The sequence below is a fragment of the Kribbella endophytica genome (assembly GCF_054781295.1).
In genome coordinates this window covers 952311-969712 of record NZ_BAAGUR010000003.1, presented here as the reverse complement: position 1 = coordinate 969712, position 17402 = coordinate 952311, and the positions used below count along the sequence as shown (strand labels likewise).

The 17402-nt window shown below is 68.6% G+C and carries 16 protein-coding genes; 9 read left to right on the top strand and 7 right to left on the bottom strand.

All coding sequences use genetic code 11. The features are described from left to right. Positions 1-3 precede the first annotated feature (3 nt). Genes thpR through efeB form a run of 4 tightly spaced genes read left to right on the top strand, consistent with a single transcriptional unit; the run spans position 4 to position 3896 of the window. On the top strand, positions 4-567 hold the full coding sequence (gene thpR / locus ACYVIO_RS30985; protein WP_460654461.1) for an RNA 2',3'-cyclic phosphodiesterase: 564 nt from the start codon (positions 4-6) through the stop codon (positions 565-567). 42 nt (positions 568-609) lie between these two features. Beyond that, positions 610-1446, top strand: a complete 837-nt coding sequence (gene efeU / locus ACYVIO_RS30980) for an iron uptake transporter permease EfeU (RefSeq protein ID WP_460654460.1) — start codon at positions 610-612, stop codon at positions 1444-1446. Positions 1447-1485: 39 nt separating this feature from the next. Beyond that, complete coding sequence (gene efeO / locus ACYVIO_RS30975) at positions 1486-2628, top strand: iron uptake system protein EfeO (protein ID WP_460654459.1); 1143 nt, start codon at positions 1486-1488, stop codon at positions 2626-2628. Then, complete coding sequence (gene efeB, locus ACYVIO_RS30970; protein WP_460654458.1) at positions 2628-3896, top strand: iron uptake transporter deferrochelatase/peroxidase subunit; 1269 nt, start codon at positions 2628-2630, stop codon at positions 3894-3896. The genes efeO and efeB overlap by 1 nt, the downstream gene beginning before the upstream one ends. On the opposite strand, the gene trpC is transcribed toward efeB, so the two are convergent. From trpC to ACYVIO_RS30945, 5 genes are all read right to left on the bottom strand, one after another. Further along, positions 3889-4665, bottom strand: coding sequence for an indole-3-glycerol phosphate synthase TrpC (gene trpC / locus ACYVIO_RS30965; RefSeq protein WP_460654457.1), 777 nt, complete (start codon positions 4663-4665; stop codon positions 3889-3891). The genes efeB and trpC overlap by 8 nt on opposite strands. Before the next feature lie 148 nt (positions 4666-4813). Beyond that, complete coding sequence (locus tag ACYVIO_RS30960; RefSeq protein WP_460654456.1) at positions 4814-5653, bottom strand: carbohydrate ABC transporter permease; 840 nt, start codon at positions 5651-5653, stop codon at positions 4814-4816. After that, complete coding sequence (locus tag ACYVIO_RS30955) at positions 5646-6626, bottom strand: carbohydrate ABC transporter permease (RefSeq protein WP_460654455.1); 981 nt, start codon at positions 6624-6626, stop codon at positions 5646-5648. The genes ACYVIO_RS30960 and ACYVIO_RS30955 overlap by 8 nt, the downstream gene beginning before the upstream one ends. Positions 6627-6716: 90 nt before the next feature. Beyond that, entirely contained in the window at positions 6717-8033 is a 1317-nt protein-coding gene (locus ACYVIO_RS30950) for an ABC transporter substrate-binding protein (RefSeq protein WP_460654454.1), read from the bottom strand. A gap of 210 nt (positions 8034-8243) precedes the next feature. Beyond that, a complete protein-coding gene (locus ACYVIO_RS30945) occupies positions 8244-9329 on the bottom strand; it encodes a LacI family DNA-binding transcriptional regulator (protein ID WP_460654453.1) in 1086 nt (361 codons plus the stop codon). A gap of 97 nt (positions 9330-9426) precedes the next feature. Between ACYVIO_RS30945 and ACYVIO_RS30940 the strand changes: the two genes are divergently transcribed. Both ACYVIO_RS30940 and ACYVIO_RS30935 read left to right on the top strand, forming a co-directional pair. Next, the gene (locus ACYVIO_RS30940; RefSeq protein ID WP_460654452.1) at positions 9427-11094 is read left to right on the top strand and encodes an acyltransferase; all 1668 of its coding nucleotides are present in this window, start codon (positions 9427-9429) and stop codon (positions 11092-11094) included. Positions 11095-11250: 156 nt separating this feature from the next. Next, positions 11251-12357, top strand: a complete 1107-nt coding sequence (locus ACYVIO_RS30935; RefSeq protein WP_460654451.1) for a hypothetical protein — start codon at positions 11251-11253, stop codon at positions 12355-12357. Here the strand turns inward: ACYVIO_RS30935 and ACYVIO_RS30930 are convergent. After that, positions 12287-13666, bottom strand: a complete 1380-nt coding sequence (locus ACYVIO_RS30930) for an MFS transporter (RefSeq protein ID WP_460654450.1) — start codon at positions 13664-13666, stop codon at positions 12287-12289. The two genes, ACYVIO_RS30935 and ACYVIO_RS30930, sit on opposite strands and share 71 nt — an antisense overlap. Then, positions 13663-14235, bottom strand: coding sequence for an ArsR/SmtB family transcription factor (locus ACYVIO_RS30925; protein WP_460654449.1), 573 nt, complete (start codon positions 14233-14235; stop codon positions 13663-13665). The genes ACYVIO_RS30930 and ACYVIO_RS30925 overlap by 4 nt, the downstream gene beginning before the upstream one ends. Positions 14236-14409: 174 nt before the next feature. Between ACYVIO_RS30925 and ACYVIO_RS30920 the strand changes: the two genes are divergently transcribed. The 3 genes from ACYVIO_RS30920 to ACYVIO_RS30910 all read left to right on the top strand — a co-directional run bounded on the left by ACYVIO_RS30920 (position 14410) and on the right by ACYVIO_RS30910 (position 17360). Further along, the gene (locus tag ACYVIO_RS30920) at positions 14410-14775 is read left to right on the top strand and encodes a hypothetical protein (RefSeq protein WP_460654448.1); all 366 of its coding nucleotides are present in this window, start codon (positions 14410-14412) and stop codon (positions 14773-14775) included. Positions 14776-14892: 117 nt separating this feature from the next. Continuing rightward, positions 14893-16158 carry a class I SAM-dependent methyltransferase gene (locus ACYVIO_RS30915; protein ID WP_460654447.1) on the top strand — a complete coding sequence of 422 codons (1266 nt, stop codon included), beginning with the start codon at positions 14893-14895 and terminating at the stop codon, positions 16156-16158. Continuing rightward, positions 16155-17360, top strand: coding sequence for a hypothetical protein (locus tag ACYVIO_RS30910; protein WP_460654446.1), 1206 nt, complete (start codon positions 16155-16157; stop codon positions 17358-17360). Before ACYVIO_RS30915 ends, ACYVIO_RS30910 begins: the two co-directional genes overlap by 4 nt. Positions 17361-17402: the final 42 nt, after the last annotated feature.

Sequence of the window (17402 nt, the reverse complement as noted above, 5' to 3'; positions counted from 1 at the left end):
ATCATGCGATTGTTCGTGGCTGTTGTGCCGCCGGTGGAGGTTGTCGAGCATCTGAGTGAGTACGTGGAACCGCGCAGGGCCCATCCGGACGAGGACGTTCGGTGGGCCAGTGACGAGACCTGGCACATCACCCTCGCGTTCCTGGGTGAGGTGCCGGAGTGGAAGACCGATGAGTTGGGCGACGGGCTGGAACGGGCCGCCGCCAAGCAGAAGCCGTTCGACCTGAGTCTGGGGCGGGCGGGCGCGTTTCCCGGCGTACCGGATGCTCGGGTGCTGTGGACGGGAGTGCAGGACGAGAGCGAGGCGCTCAAGCACCTCGCGATGACGACGCGCTCGGCGGCCAACAAGGCCGGTGTGACCGTCGACGGGCGCAAGTTCACGCCGCACCTGACGCTGGCCAGGATGCGTCAGCCGATGGATGTGGTGCGGTACGTCCGGGTGCTCGACGAGTACCAGGGGCCGACCTGGCGGGCGGACAGCCTGCAGCTGATCTCGTCGCGCCTGGGCGAGGGGCCGAGCCACGGTGCGGCGTACGACACAGTGGGCGAATGGGAATTCTTAGGCTAACCTTCCGAAGGTTAGACAACCCTAAGCTCCAGGAGTACCGCCATGCTCGCCAACTACCTCATCGGACTCCGTGAGGGACTGGAAGCATCCCTGGTGGTCAGCATTCTGGCCACCTTCCTGGTCAAGTCAGGGCACAAGGACCGGCTGAAACTGGTCTGGGCCGGCGTGGCCGCGGCGGTCGCCGTCGCGGTCGCCGGCTGGGCCCTGCTGCAGTTCATCACCTCGCTGACCGCCAAGTCCTTCACCACCCAGGAGACGATCGGCGGCGTGATGTCGATCGTCGCGGTCGGCTTCGTCACCTGGATGATCTTCTGGATGCGCAAGGCCTCCCGCAGCATCGCCAGGGAGCTGCGCGACCGGATGGGCGCCGCCCTCGAGGTCGGCCCGTACGCCGTCGTACTGCTCGCCTTCCTCGCCGTGTTCCGCGAGGGCATCGAGACCGCCTTCATCGTCTACGCCTCGGCGGCGACGGCGACCACCGCGACGCCGTTCGTCGGCGTCCTGCTCGGTCTGGCCACCGCCGTCGCCCTCGGCTTCGCCATCTACCGCGGCGCGGTCAAGATCAACCTCGGCGTCTTCTTCAACTGGACCGGCGCCCTGCTGATCCTGGTGGCGGCCGGCATCTTCGCCTACGGCTTCCACGACCTGCAGGAGGCCAACCTCTTGCCCGGCCTGCAGACGCTGGCCTTCGACATCTCCCACATCATTGCGCCGGACAGCTGGTACGGCGTGGTGCTGAAGGGGATCTTCAACTTCAACCCGTCCCCGACCGTGATCGAGCTGGCCGCCTGGCTGCTCTACCTGGTCCCGGTGCTGGTGCTCTACCTCCGCCCGGTCAAGCACACGCCGGCACCGCCCGCGGTCCCCGCCCAAGCCTGAACCACAGCCCGAACGACCCGTCCGTCGACAAGGAACGCCATGAACCCGATCACCACCCGCCGAGGGCTCGCTGCCGGCGCCGTACTGCTGCTGGCCGCTCTCGCCGGCTGTGCCGAGGACACTCCGGCGGCCGCGCCCGGTGACGACACCGGTCCGGTCGCGGTGAAGGCTTCCGACGAGGGCTGCGACCTGAGCCGCCGGGACGTGAAGTCCGGGACCAGCACGTTCTCGGTCTCGAACGGTGGCAACAAGGTCACCGAGTTCTACGTGTACGCCGAGGGCGACCGCGTGATGGGCGAGGTCGAGAACATCGGCCCGGGCCTCAAGCGCGACCTGATCGTGGAGCTGCCGACCGGCAAGTACCAGGCGGTCTGCAAGCCGGGCATGATCGGCGACGGCATCCGCGGCGACCTCACGGTCACCGGCGACGCGGCCGCGCAGGTCGACACCGACACCGCGCTGAAGGACGCCACCGTCTCCTACCAGCGCTACGTGAACTCCCAGGCGATCGCGCTGGAGGAGAAGACCACCGACTTCGTCAACGCGGTCAAGGCCGGCGACGTGGCCAAGGCCAAGGAGCTGTTCCCGATCTCGCGCACCTACTGGGAGCGGATCGAGCCGGTCGCGGAGTCGTTCGGCGACCTGGACCCGAAGATCGACGCCCGCGTGAACGACGTCGAGCCGGGCACGGAGTGGACCGGCTACCACCGCATCGAGCAGGCGCTGTGGGAGAAGAACACCACCGCGGGCATGGCCAAGTACGCCGACCAGCTGCTCGTGGACGTCAAGACCGTGGTCAGCAAGGCCAAGACCGTCCAGCTGAACCCGCTCCAGCTGGCCAACGGCGCCAAGGAACTGCTGGACGAGGTCGCCACCGGCAAGATCACCGGTGAAGAGGACCGCTACTCCCACACCGACCTCTGGGACTTCCAGGCCAACGTCGAGGGCTCGCAGGCCGCGATCCAGGCCCTGCGCCCGGCGCTGCAGCAGCGCGACGCCGCCCTGGTCACCACGCTCGACACCAACTTCAAGGCCGTCTTCGCGGCCGTCGACAAGTACCGCGTCGGCGACGGCTTCAAGCCGTACCAGCCCACCGCCGACGAGCGGAAGCAGCTCGGCATCGTGGTCGACGCGCTGGCCGAACCGGTCAGCAAGGTCGCCGGAGTGATCGCGAAGAAGTAATGACTGATCAGAAGAAGGGCATCTCCCGCCGCGGCCTGTTCGGTGCGGCGGGAGCCGCCGTTGCCACCGGTGTTGCCGGGTACGCCGCCCATTCCGTCCTCAGCAGCGAAGAGTCCCAGGCTGCCGACACCACCGGGCCGGTCGAGTTCCACGGCGCGCACCAAGCCGGGATCATCACCCCGGCCCAGGATCGCCTGCACTTCGCGACCTTCGACGTCACCACCGACAAGCGCGACGCCGTCATCGCTCTCCTCAAGGAGTGGACCGCCGCCGCGGCGCTGATGACCGCCGGTCGCGACATCGGCCAGTACGGCGCGGTGAACGGCCCCGCCGAAGCCCCGCCCGAGGACACCGGCGAAGCCGTCGGCCTGCCCCCGGCCCGGCTCACCCTGACGATCGGCTTCGGCCCCAGCTTCTTCCAAGATGCCAAGGGCAACGACCGCTTCGGTCTCAAAGCGCGCAGGCCGAAGGCGCTGGTCGACCTGCCGCACTTCATCGGCGACAACCTCGACCCCGCCCGCAGCGGCGGCGACATCGCCGTACAGGCTTGCTCCGACGACCCGCAGGTCGCCGTGCACGCGATCCGCAACCTCGCCCGGATCGGTTTCGGCACCACGGCCGTGCGCTATTCCCAGCTCGGCTTCGGCCGTACGTCGTCGACGTCGCGCGCGCAGACGACGCCGCGCAACCTGTTCGGTTTCAAGGACGGCACGAACAACCTGAAGCTCGAGGACACCGCCAAGCTCGAGGAACAGCTCTGGGTCCAGCCCGAGGACGGCCCCGACTGGATGGTCGGCGGCTCCTACCTGGTCTCGCGCCGGATCCGGATGACGATCGAGACCTGGGACCGCACCTCGCTCAGCGAGCAGGAGACCATCGTCGGCCGCGGCAAGGGCACCGGCGCACCCCTGGGCAAGTCCGACGAGTTCGACGCGATCGACTTCACCGCCAAGAACGCCGACGGCGAACCGAAGGTCGCGACCGACGCGCACATCCGCCTGGCCCATCCCCAGTTCAACAACGGTGCCGAGCTGCTCCGCCGCGGCTACAACTTCGTCGACGGCTCCGACGGACTCGGCCGCCTCGACGCGGGGCTGTTCTTCCTCGCCTACCAGCGCGACCCGCGCAAGCAGTTCATCCCGATCCAGAACCAGCTCGCCCGCTCCGACGTGATGAACGAGTACATCCGCCACGTCGGCTCCGGCATCTTCGCCTGCCCAGGCGGCGTACCAGCTGGTTCGTACTGGGGCGAAAAGCTCTTCAGCTAGCCCGGAACTTCCGTACGGCGTCGGCGGGGTCGCCGGACTTCACCAGCGCCTCGCCGACCAGTACGACGTCCGCACCCCACGCCCGGTACTCCGCGACGTCCTCCGGCCCGGCGACCCCGGACTCGGCCACCTTCACCCGATCCGCCGGGATCTGCCCGGCGAGCTTCCGGAACACGGCCCGATCCACCTGCAGCGTGGTCAGATCCCGCGCGTTGACCCCCAGCACCTGAGCACCGGTCCCAACGGCCCGCTCCAACTCGTCGGCGGTGTGCGACTCCACCAGCGGCGTCAGTCCGAGCTCACCGCACACCCCGATCAGGTCGGTGAGCAGAGCGTCGTCGAGCGAGACAACCATCAGCAGCGCAAGGTCGGCACCGAACGCCCGGGCCTCCCACAGCTGGTACTCCTCGACGATGAAGTCCTTACGCAGCACCGGTACGGCGACACGCTCGCGCACCGCCGTCAGGTCGGCCAACGACCCGCCGAACCGCCGCTGCTCAGTCAGCACGCTGATCGCCGCCGCACCACCATCGGCGTACTGCGCCGCCAGCCCGGCCGGATCAGGAATCCCAGCCAGGTCGCCCTTGCTCGGACTCCGCCGCTTGACCTCGGCGATGATCGACACCCCGTCCGCCCGAAACCCCGGCAGCGGATCCAGCGCCGGTGGCAGATCCGCGACCCGCGCCTTCAACTCCGCCAACGAGGTCTCCCGCTGCCGCCCGGCCAGATCCTCGCGGACCCCGTCCAGAATCCCGTCCAGCACGCTCACGTCGTACCCTCCAGTGGTTGCCCCGCTGTCCACCGTACGCCGATGCCTGCGGCAACCAATACCAAACGATCGGCACAAACTCGACGCGCCGGAACACCGAAGCGCCCGGTCCCCAGGAAGGGGACCGGGCGCAACGTCGTACGAGGGACTACTTCACGGCCCCAGCGGTGACGCCGGCGACGAAGTGGCGTTGGGCCAGGAGGAAGCCGATGACCACGGGGATGCTGACGACCAGGGCGGCTGCCATGATCTGGTTCCAGTAGATGTTGGTCTGGGTCGAGTACTGCCGCAGGCCCACCGACAACGTCCGGTTGGCCTCGGTCGTCATCACCGATGCGAACAGCACTTCTCCCCAGGCCGTCATGAACGAGTAGATCGCGACCGCGATCACACCCGGCCGGGCGGCAGGCAGTACGACGCGCCAGAGCGCGCCCATCGGACCGCACCCGTCGACCATCGCGGCCTCGTCCAGCTCGCGCGGGATGCTGTCGAAGTACCCGGCCAGCATCCAGATCGAGAACGGCAGGCTGAACGTCAGGTAGGTGATGATCAGCCCGAGCCGCGTCCCGACCAACTGCACTCCGAGCCCGTTGTTGATGTTCACGAAGATCAAGAACAACGGCAGCAGGAACAGCACGCCGGGGAACATCTGGGTGGACAGCACCGTGGTGGTGAACACCGTCCGCCCGCGGAACTTGAACCGCGACACCGCGAACGCGGCCAGGATCGCCAGCACCACAGAGAACGCCGTCGCGGCGACCGAGACGATCGTGCTGTTCACGAAGTACCGGGCCAGCGGCACGGTCTTCCACATGTCGATGAACGGGTCGATGGTCAGGTTCGACGGCCACCAGGTGAACGCGCCCTGCACGTCCCTCAGCGGCTTGAGCGACGACGTGACCATGACGTACAGCGGGACCAGCACGAACAGGCCGAGCACGACCAGTACGACCCCGCGGTAGACCTTGAATCCCTGGGTCTCACGCACGACGCGACCTCCTTCCGGTGACGAACAGGTAGATGCCGGTGACGATCATCAGGAAGATCAGCAGCAGCACGGACATCGCGGCGCCGGTGCCGAAGTTCCAGGTCAGGAACGACGCGTTGTAGATGTGGAACGTGATCAGGTCACCGGCCGGCGGTTGCGCCGTACCGAACAGCACGTACGGCGTGTTGAAGTCGCTGAACGTCCACAGGAACAGCACCAGCACGAGCACCAGGTTGACCGGCCGCAGCGACGGCAGCGTGATGTTGCGCCACTGCCGGATGTTGCCGGCGCCGTCCACCGAGGCGGCCTCGTACAGATCGCCGGGGATGGACTGCAGCCCGGCCATCAGCGTGAGGAAGGCGAACGTCCACAGCTTCCAGGTCGCCACCACGATCAGGGAGACCAGCGCGTTGCCGCCGATCAGCCAGAACGTCGTACCGTCGCTGAGGTGCAGCTGCTCGAGCACGTGGTTCACCGCGCCGGTGTCGCGCTGCAGCATGAAGTTCCAGGTCAGGATCCCGGCGTACGCCGGCAGTGCGTACGGCACCAGGAACATCGTGCGGAGCAGGCCCCGGCCGCGGAACGGCGGCTGCAGCGCGACCGCCGCGGCCATCCCGAGCACCCAGGACAGGGCGACGGTGGCGAGCGAGAAGACCACCGTGACGCCGAACGACTTCAGCAGGCCCTCACCGACGGCGTTGTCGAAGTCGAGTGCGACCTTGTAGTTGTTGAGCCCGGCGCTGGGGGCCGCGGACCAGTTCGAGATGAAGAACTTGGTCAGTTTCACGAAGCTCATCCAGATCCCGACGATCATCGGGATGATGTGGATGAGCAGTTCTGCCAGCACCGCGGGTGCCAGCAGCAGATACGGAAGCCACCGGTTCAGACCGGGCCGGTGCTCGAGGCCGCGCTTGGACTTCTTCTTCGCAGGCTTCGCGGCGGCCGGCGTCGCTTCCTGTGTGGCGACGGACATCCTGGAGGTCGCCTCCTGTCTTTCTGAGTGCTGATGGGACGTGCGCGGTCAGTGGCCCGGACGAGGTCGCCCGGGCCACTGGTCACACGGTCAGCTGCCCGCGGCGACCTGGTCCTGGGCGGTCTGCAGAGCCGCCTTGACGTCGTCGGCGGACACGGTCCCACCGGTGGCGATCTTGGCGAACATGCTGTTCATCGCCTTGCCCACGGTGGACTCGAACTGGTCCTCGGCCGGCACCAGCGGCAGCGGCTTGGACTTGGTGTTGTAGACGTCCTGGAACGTCGCCGCCTCGGCCGCGTCGGTGGTGAAGACCGGCTTCGCGTCCTTCAGCACCGGCAGCGACGAGAACGGCTTGCCCAGCGTGGTCTGGGTCTGCGCGTCCGTCATGTACTTGACGAACTTCAGCGCGGCGTCCTTGTTCTTGGTGTTCTTGAAGATCGACAGGTTGATGCCGGCCACGTGGCTGGCGACCTGCTCGCCACCGCTCGGGGCGGGGAACGGTACGACGCCGTACTCGCCGGCCTTCATGCCGTTGGCGACGATCGAGGAGTCGGCATTGTTCTGGTTGATCACCATCGCGACCTTCTTGGTCGCGAAGTCGTTGACCGACTTGGTGCCGTTGTCGTACTGGGCGTTCGACGGGTTGGCGACCTTGTCCTTCTGCATCAGGTCGAGGTACCGCAGGACGCCCTGCACGTTGCCGTCACTGGTGAAGGTCGGCTTGCCGTCCTTGTCGAACCAGTCGGCCTTGTTCTGCGCGCCGTTGATGAACGCGAAGTGCACGTTCTCGGTGTAGCTGCCGGCCGCGAGCGCCATGCCCCACTGCTTCTTGGCGGGGATGGTCAGCTTCTGCGCCGCGGTGACCATTTCCTCCCAGGTCTTCGGCGGCTGGACGCCGGCCGCGGCGAACATCGCCTTGTTGTAGTACAGGCCGTAGGCCAGACCGTAGAGCGGGACCGAGGTCGGGTCGGTGCCTTCCTTGCCGCCGGTCGCCAGAGCCGTCGGCACGAACTTGTCCTTCCCGCCGATCGCCGTCATCGCGTCACCGTCGAACGGCAGGAACGCGTCGGTCGCCTGCAGCGACGCGGCCCAGGTGTTGCCGATGTTCACCACGTCCGGCGCCTGGCCGGAGGTGATCGCGGTCTGGATCCGGGTCTGCAGGTCGTTCCAGCCGATCACCTCCAGGTTGACCTTCACGCCGGTCTCCTGGGTGAACTTCTCCAGTACCGGGGTCAGGACCTGCTTGTCGTTGTCCAGGCTGGTGCCCTGGTTGCTGGCCCAGTAGGTCAGCGTGGCGTCGCCGCCACCACCGCCGGAGGAATCACCGGAGTCGCTGCCACCACACGCGGCCAGGCTGATTCCCAAGGCGGACACCGCTACTGCGGCTACAAGCGAACGCAGTTTCACGTCGGACTCCCTCGTCCATCGAGCCTCCGGCAGGGAAGCAGAGGCTGGTCCGGCCATAGTGGCCTAACCGGTTAAGTTGGTAAACCCTAACCGGTTCAGTCGGGTCGTGTTCGTTACTGCTCCGTGACCAGAACGGAACCCGGTGCGGGTTATCGGCAGCTTCGCGCACGAGTGCGCAAGGTGCGGTTGCGGTGGTGTTGCGGTTTCGGTCTAGTACGGCGCGCGAGCGCTGGACTCCCGAGGCCGAAGTACCCCGCCGGGGGCCTCCACATGCAGCCGCGGGTCGCCGGCCGCGATCCGGAACAGCAGGTCGGCCGCAGCCCGACCACGTTGCATCGTCTGCTGGTCGACCGCGGTGATCCCCGGCCGGGCGAGCTCGCACAGAGGTGAGTCATCCCACGCGACGATCGACAGCTCGTCCGGTACGACGGTGCCGAGCTCGGTGGCCACCCGCAGCGCGGCCACGGCCATCAGGTCGTTGCCGAGCACCAGCGCGGTCGGCCGGTCGCTGTCGGTGAGCACCTGGCGGGTGATCTCGGCGCCGTCCTCGTACCGGTAGCTGCCCTCGTAGTGCCGGACGCGGATACCTCGTCGTACGGCGTGCTCCTGGAGCAACTGCACCCGGAGCTTCTCGTGCACGAAGTGGAACGGCCCGCTGACGTGGGCGATGTCGCGGTGACCGAGCTCGACCAGGTGGTCGAGCAGCAGCACCACGGTCTCCTCCGGCGAGCTGATGAGCCGGCCGACACCGTCGTCCGGTGCGTTGGAGCTCACCACGACGCTGGGTACGCCCAGCTCCTTCAGCAGCGCGATGCGCGGGTCCTCGTGGTGCTCGTCGAACAGGATGAACCCGTCGACCCGACCCTGCCGGCTCCAGCGTCGCAGGACGTCCAGGTCCTCGCCGTGCTCGCCGGTCAGCCGCAGCAGCAGCGACGAGTCGACCTCGTTCAGGTACTGCTCGATGCCGACCAGCGTGCGCATGTAGAACGCTTCGGTGGAGATCAGCGCGGGGTCGCGGGCGATCACGATGCCGATCGTCCGGGTCCGGCTCGCGGACAGGGCGACGGCGGCCGAGTTCGGGTGGAAACCGAGCTCCTCGGCCAGCTCGAGCACGCGCCGCCGGGTCTCCTCGCTGACGCCGGACCGGCCGTTCAGTGCGTAGGAGACCGAGGCCTTCGAGATGTCCAGGCGACGGGCGAGGTCGCTGATCGTGACCCGCCGGCCGGGGCGTACGGCAGCGCCGGCCGGGGTGTCGCCGGCGGTCTGCTCGCCGTCCGAGGACCCGGTGTCGATCATCTGTGTCTCCCGCCCCACATGTTCCGGAGAGTAGCAGCGCGTCTCAGCGACTGGCCGTCGTGAGGCGCGCGTCACGAGTTGCGGATAGCGTTATCCCATGGTCGATCGCCTGGATTTCCTGCCCTGGGAGTACGCCCGCCGAGCCACCGCCGAGGAGCGTGCCGAGCAGGCCGAACGGCAGCGTGACCTGGCCGGCAAGGTCGAGCTCGCCGACGACGTGTACATCGCGTCGACGGCGGCCGTCTTCTGTGACGAACTCCGCATGGGCGAGCGTTCGTACCTGGCCGCGAACAGCTACGTGACCGGCGAGATCAGCCTCGGATCGGACTCGACGGTCAACCCGTACGCCGTGGTCCGCGGCAAGATCACCATCGGCGACGGGGTCCGGATCGGCGCGCACACGTCGTTGCTGGCCTTCAACCACGGCAGCGACCGGACCGACCAGCCGATCTTCCGCCAGCCGCACACCGCGCGCGGGATCACCGTCGGTGACGACGTCTGGATCGGCTCGAACGCGATCGTCCTGGACGGCGTCACGATCGGCCCGCACAGCATCATCGGCGCCGGCGCCGTGGTCACCAAGGACGTCCCGGCCTGGTCGATCGCCGCCGGCAACCCGGCCCGCGTCCTCCGCGACCGTCGCTCTTCCAACAGCTCCAAGGTGGTCTCCAGTTCCAAGTCGGTCGGTGACCTCCCCGAGCGCCTGGCCGCCTTCGCCGCCCGCGCGCGTGACCAGGTCGGCGACGTCCTGGCCCGCTCGTACGACGGCGAGCGCTTCATCGACCGCCCCGGCGTCGACGCCGAGCCCGCGATCCGCCCGTGGTGCGACGCCATCGAGCTCTCCGACCTGCTCGTCCGCCGTACGCCGGAAGGCCACACGACCGACGACCTGATCCGCCGCCTCCGCTCCCGCCAGGACCCGGCGACGGGTCTGATGGCACCGGGTGACCTGGCCGGCGACGACAAGCCCGACTTCACCGGCCTCAACGTCCTCCAGGGCGCGGCCAGCTACCACATCCTCTGCGCCGGCTACGCCCTGCAGCTCCTCGGCAGCAGCTTCGAGCACCCGATCGTCCTGCCCACCGACCTGCCGGCCAAGCTCGACGCGTTGCCCTGGGCACGGCAGGCCTGGAGCTCCGGCAGCGGACTCGATGCCCTGGGCACCGCGATGGCCCGGAACATCCACGACCACAACGAAAACCCCGGCGACACGTTCTTCACCACGTTCGGCTGGCTGACCACCCGGGCCGACCCGGCGACCGGCGCCTGGGGCAACCATCACCCCGACGACGGCTGGCTGCAGGTCGTCAACGGGTTCTACCGGCTGACCCGCGGCACCTACGCCCAGTTCGGCCTGCCGCTGCCGTACCCGGAGCAGGCGATCAAGACCGTGCTCACCCACGCCCAGGACCGCGCGACCTTCTCCGTCGACGGCTACAACTCCTGCAACGTGCTCGATGTCATCCACCCCCTCTGGCTGGCCGGCAAGCAGACGTCGTACGGACGCGCCGAAGGCGAGCGCTGGGCCCGGGAGTACCTCGACGGCATCCTGGACCGCTGGGTCGACGGCGAGGGTTTCGCCTTCGCGCCGGACGGCACCGACGACCGGGCGATCCCGGGGCTCCAGGGCACCGAGATGTGGCTGGCCATCATCTGGCTGCTCGCCGACTACCTCGGCACCGCGGAGCCCCTCGGCTACAAGCCCCGCGGTGTCCACCGGCCCGACCCGCTGGTCACGCCGCCCGGAGGTCATCTACTAGCCTGAGCCGGTGGACCCCCGGACCCGACGGCTCGTCACCTCTGTCGTACTGCTGGCCCTTGTCGCCATCGTGGTGGTCGCCTCGCTCACGCGCTGACGCAGCTGGTCCGGCAGGTCCGTGGCCTGCCCTGGGCGGAGCGCCCACGCGGTAACGTCCCGCCAATGACGAGCACACCGCGGTCGCCGTACTTGATGAGGGCGGGGCTGGTCCGCAACGTCCGCAGCGGCGAGCACCTGACCACGTTCGTGGTGTCCGGCGTGGCGACCGTGCTGATCACCCGGCTGATCCTGCAGCTCAGTGGCTACCCGCAGATCGGCGGCAAGGGCCTGCACATCGCGCACGTGCTGCCCGGCGGCCTGCTGATGCTGGTCAGCATCGTCCTGCTGCTCGCGTACGTCGGTCCGGTGGTGCGGCCGGCCGCTGCTCTGGTGGGCGGGATCGGCTTCGGCCTGTTCATCGACGAGGTCGGCAAGTTCGTCACGTCGGACAACAACTACTTCTACCAACCCACCGCCGCGATCGTGTACGTCGTGTTCGTGCTGATCGTGCTGGGCAGCCGGTTCGTCACCACCCGGCGGCCGATCGACCCGCGCGAGCAGTTGGCCAACGTGGTCGACCTCGCCGTCGAGGGAGTCGCCGGCGGGCTGTCGCGGCGCCGGCTGGCTCAGGCGTCGGAGCAGCTGCGCCAGGTCGGGCCGGACGTTCTCGGGCGTCGCGAGACTCGCGCACTGCTCGCTGCGGTCGAGCCGGACGAGGTGGAGCTGGCTGCGCCTGTTGATGCGGCCTGGCGGGCGGTACGGCGGGGCTTCGACCGGCTGGCCACGCATCCGCTCGCGCCGACCGTTGCTGTCGGCGTACTGGTGGTGCAGGCGTTGGGAGCTCCGGCGATCGCTGCTGGGATCCGCTTCGACAGGGGGCAGTTGCTGACGGACTTCCCCGTACTGGGGGTGGCCGCTGGGAGCGTGCTGTCGGCCACCTTCACCGTACGAGGGGCGCTGCGGCTGCGGGCTCGCGACCGGGCGCGGGCGGTGCGGCTGTTCGAGCTCGCCGTACTGGTGTCGCTGCTGGTGACTCAGGTGTTCCAGTTCGCCGGTACGCAGTTCGCCGCGGTCGGTGGGATGCTGCTCGACCTCGTGCTGCTCGGTCTGCTCGGTGCTGAGCGCGACCGGCTGCGGCGCGAGGCCGAGCCCGGTGTGGCTACGACTGCGATGACGCAGTTGCCGCCTGACGGTCCTTTGTTTCCTGAGGATCCGGACTCATCTGCTTAGGTTGCCGGCCGCCCCAGTTCTCGCCGCGACCGAAGACGAGTGGTGATGTGGTGGCGATGAAGTAGACGGCACCGGCGGCTAGCAGGGCGGGAGCCATGCCGATGCCGGCGATGGCGGCACCGGCGACTACACCGCCCAGCGGTACGCCGGTCCAGGCCAGGGCGTCGCCGAGTGAGTTGACGCGGCCCAGGAGCGGGCGGGGGATCCGCTCGATGAACAGAGCGCCGAGTACTGGGTTGATGAAGCCCGCACCGACTCCGGCGACGGCGCAGACCACCATCAGGCTCCAGAGCGGGCTGTCGAAGGCCATGACGAGGAAGCGGGGGGCGCCGCAGATCAGGAACGCTGCGGTGAAGACCAGCTTGCGGGGGACTCGCTCGCCGATCGCCGAGGCGACCAGAGCGAAGAGAGTGGCAGACAGGCTGAAGACGGCCAGTACGAGGCTGAAGTGCTCGGGGCCGTAGCCGTGGTCCCGGATCCAGACGGGCAGGAGCACCACGGAGAAGGCCGCGTCGAGGAGGTTGGTGACAGCGATCATGATGATCAGCGACAGCAGCAACTTGTCACCCCTGAGGAACCGCCAGCCCTCCCGCAGCCGCACCAGGTAGCTGCCCTCGACGGAGTCGCGCTCGGTCCGGCTGCTGTCCTCCAAGTAGCTGCCCTCATTGTGCTGCTCTTCGGCTGTTTCGTCCGCGCTTGTGGCTTTTTCCGCTTGGTGCCGCCCAGGGATCCAGCGCTGGATCAGCAGCGCACACAGCCCGAACGAGAGCGCGTCGATGATCAGCGCGTTAGCCTCACCCACCAGCGCGATCAGCGCCCCGGCCAGCGCGAACGCTATGAACCCGGCGAGGCGTTCCGTCGTACTCTCCAGCCCGGTCACCCGCTCCAACGGAGTCTTGGCCGCAGCCGCGATGTCCGGGATCAGCGTGCCCTTGGCAGCATCCCCGGGGCCTCGCAGTGCACCCGCAACAGCGACCAGGACCAGCAGGACCGGAAAGCTCAACGCCTGCAGGTGATGCAGCAACGGGATGAGCGCAACGACGACCAGGCTGGCGGTGTCGGTGGTGACGCTGACCCGCTTCGGCCCGATCCGGTCGATCAGTGGACCGCCGAGCGCCTTGCTGAGCACCAGCGGCAGCATCTCCGCCAGCGCGACCACGCCGGTCTTCACCGGCGACCCCGTGCTCATCAGCACGAACCAGGGGATCGCGATCGTGCTCACGCGGGTGCCGCAGATCGACACCACGTTGGCGATCAGGAACGCGATCAGCGGCGCCCGGTACGGCGTACCGGCTTGCTGGGTGCTCATTCGTGCTCCCAGGGGAAGGTCTGGATCTGGACGGTGACCTTCTCGGTGCCCTCGGGCGCCGGCTGGGTCAGGTCGGTCCGGTACTTGTCGAACACGGCGATGAGGTCTTCGTTCAGCGCCTTGGCCTGCTCCGCTGTGAGGTGGAAGGCCCAGTCGGACAGCATCGTCGCCTCGCGCCAATCGGGCTCCAGCGTCTGCCAGCCGTTGATCGCGCGGAACATGTTCTCGGCGTAGGTCTGGCCGACGCCGTGCAGGAAGCCCATCGTCAGCTCCGGCTCGGTCTGCAGCAGCGAGGCGGCGTCGAAGTCCGTCCCCTGGTGCGATGCCTTCCACCACCGGTCCCGGGCGTTGCCGCGGCTCGCGTCCTCCTCCACCAGCCCGGCCTCGTCCAGCTGGCGCAGGTGGTAGCTGGTGGCGCCGGTGTTGACCCCGAGCCGCCCGGCCAGCGTGGTGGCGGTCTGCGGGCCGTGGATCCGCAGCAGCCCGACGATGCGGTTGCGCATCGGGTGGGCCAGGGCCCGCAGGACCTTGCCGTCCAGCTGGACCATCTCGTCCTTGTCCTCACTCATGGGTCCGACTGTAGAACTGCAGAACGCGTTTGCAAAGAGGTTTTGCAAAATCTCTTTGCAGTTTCTGGCCGGTGGGTTGTCCACAGCTTGCGAAGTCGTCCTCGGGAGCTCGTGGGATCGCGGCACCTTGTTCACGAGAGCAAGCACCGTCAACCACACCTGGAGGTAGGAACCATGCTGCGAGTGATGCTCGAGGACGCCGACTACTGCGACGTCCCCGCCGACCTGATGACCTTCGACGACGGCGTGGTCGTCTTCTGGCGCGAGGGCGAGGAGGTCGGTCGCCACCGCCAGCTCCGGATCCGTTCCCTGGAGGTGATCAGCGCCCGCTCGATGACCCGCAAGATCGAGGAGGCCCGCAAGGCCCACCCGAACGCCTTCCGCGTCTGGACCGAGGACCAGGAGGAGCTGCTCACCAAGCTGTGGCACGAGAAGGCCACCCTGGACGAGCTCGTCGTCGCCCTCGGCCGCCAGCCCGGCGGCATCGCCACCCGCCTGAGAGCCCTCGGCCTCCTCGGCGAGGACGAGAAGATCACCTGAGGCGGGCGCCGGTGAGTCCCTTCTCGTGCCCGTCCGGACACTCGTCCCCGTCCTGCGTCTCCCACTCCGAACGAGACCCTTTTGTGACTCGAGGAAGCGGTCGGCGACAATGGCCCGATGCGTACCGAGCTGGAGCCGGTCTCGACCCCGGACATGGACCCGGAGGTCACGGACGACGAGTCCGGGCCACTGGGGGCGATCCGGGGTGCCCTGCTCGGCCGGGAGACCCTCGTGCGCGCGATCGGATCCGGGCGGCGGCGGGGTGCGGAAGCGCCGACGTACCACCGGGTCGAGCTGCGGTACGTCGACCTCAAGGGCGGCCGTCACCTGCAGGTCACCGAGTTCGACGAGCGGCAGTCGCACACGCGGAACGCGCCGGCCGACAGCGCGGAGGCGGGAGCGGTGGTCGACGAGCTGCTGCGCACGCCGTACGGGAACTGGCACGTGGAGACGACCGGCGAGACGCTGCGCCTGCGGTACACGAAGAAGGGCAAGCTGCTGCTGCACCGCGAGCAGGAGAGCCGCGAGCAGTGGACCGACCACGACCGGACCAAGCAGCGGGTGCTGGACCCGGCCGCGCCGTTCCTGGTCGAGCTCGGGATCAGCGACCACCACGGCAAGGTCAAGCCGTCGCGGCAGTCGAAGTACAAGCAGATCGAGGAGTTCTGCAAGCTGCTCGCGCCGGCCCTCGACGAGGCGATCGCGGCGGGCCGGATCGCGACCGGCCGGCCGATGCAGGTGGTCGACCTGGGCTGCGGCAACGCGTACCTGACGCTCGCGGCGTACCACCTGCTGACGGCAGCCGGCCACGACGTCCGGATGACCGGCATCGACCACAACCCGGCGGCCCGCGCCCGCAACACCAAGCGGGTGGCGGCGCTCGGCTGGCAGGACCACCTGCAGTTCGTCGACGCGACCATCGCGGACGCGACGCTGGAGGTCCGGCCGGACGTCGTACTGGCTCTGCACGCCTGCGACACCGCGACCGACGACGCGCTCGCCCGGGCGGTCGGTTGGGAGGCGCCGCTGATCCTTGCGGCACCTTGCTGCCACCACGACATCCAAAAGCAGCTGAAGAGCGTCGTACCACCGGCGCCTTACGCCTTGATGACGAGGTATGGCATCGTTCGGGAGCGGCTCGCCGACATGCTGACGGACTCGTTGCGTGCGGCGGTGCTGCGACAGGTCGGCTACCGGGTGGAGGTGGTGCAGTTCGTGGACAGTGAGCACACGCCGCGGAACCTGCTGCTGCGCGCCGCCCGGACCGGAGCGACCGCGGGGCCTGAGGTCCGGGCGGAGTACGAGGAGCTCGTCGGCGCGTGGCAGGTCACGCCACGCCTGGCGACGCTGGTCCAGGATCTCGACCGCGAGGCGGTGTCGTGAGCTTGCTGCGCACAGTCCTGACCGTGACGGCGGCGAGCCTGCTCAGCCTGACCGGCACGGCCATCTCCGCCGACGCTGCGACTCCGGCGACCTCCGCGGCTGCCGCCCTCGCGAGCACCGGTCTCGCACCTGACGGACTCCGCGCGGCCGGTTCCGCGGGTGCCCCCGCCGGGTTGATCGCGCCCGCGGTCGGTTCCTCGGTCGAGGCAGATCCGCCGCCGGCGCCGAAGAAGCGGTTCACGATCAAGGACGACCGGGTGGACCAGTCCTCTGGCCTGGCCAGGAGCCAGAACTACGACGGCATCTGGTGGACGGTGAACGACTCCGGCGAGACGCCGGAGGTGATCGGCGTCGACAAGGAGGGCAAGGTCCGGGCCGTGCTCGGACTGAAGACGCAGGTCAAGGACGTCGAGGCGATCGCGGTCGATCACGACGGCACGATCTACATCGCCGACATCGGCGACAACAAGAAGAACCGCGACATGATCGAGGTCTTCACGATCCCCGAGCCGAGCAACCTCGAGGACAGCGAGAGCGTGAGGTTCCACCGCTACGACTTCGAGTACCCCGACGGCGCGCACGACGCCGAGACGCTGCTGATCGACCCCGAGTCCCGCCGCCTGTTCTTCGTCACCAAGGTCAGCTCCGGCAAGGCCGGCATCTACGCCGCCCCCGAGCAGGCCTCCCGCGAAGGCACCAACGAACTGAGCAAGATCGCCGACGCCCCCGCCGGCGTCACCGACGGCGTCTTCGTCCCCGACGGCAGCCAGGCCGTCCTGCGCAGCATGACCGACGTCGCGACGGTCGAGTGGTCCGACGAACCCAATGTCATCGCCCGAGCCGCCACCCCCACCGCCCAAGGCGAGTCGGTCGGCCTCAGCGACTCCGGCAACTCGATCCTGATCGGCAGCAAGACCTCCGCCGTGTACGACGTAGCCGTCCCGTCCCGCAAACCGGCCGCCACCCCCACCACCCCCAAAGCAACCCCAACCCCCGCAGCCGACGCAGCCGACTCCGGCGGCACCACCAAGAAGTCCCACAACCTCCGCTGGATCCTCATCGGCGCCGCCCTCTTCGCCATCATCATCACCTTCTTCACCTTCCCCCCAGGCCGCCGAGAACGCCTGGACCGCATGGCCGAAAACGCCCGCCTCACCGGCCAGCCCCCACCAGACCCCCACGGCCGCCGCCGAGCGGCCTGACCCACCCGGCCGGCGAACTCACCCCCGCACGGCCGCCGCCTG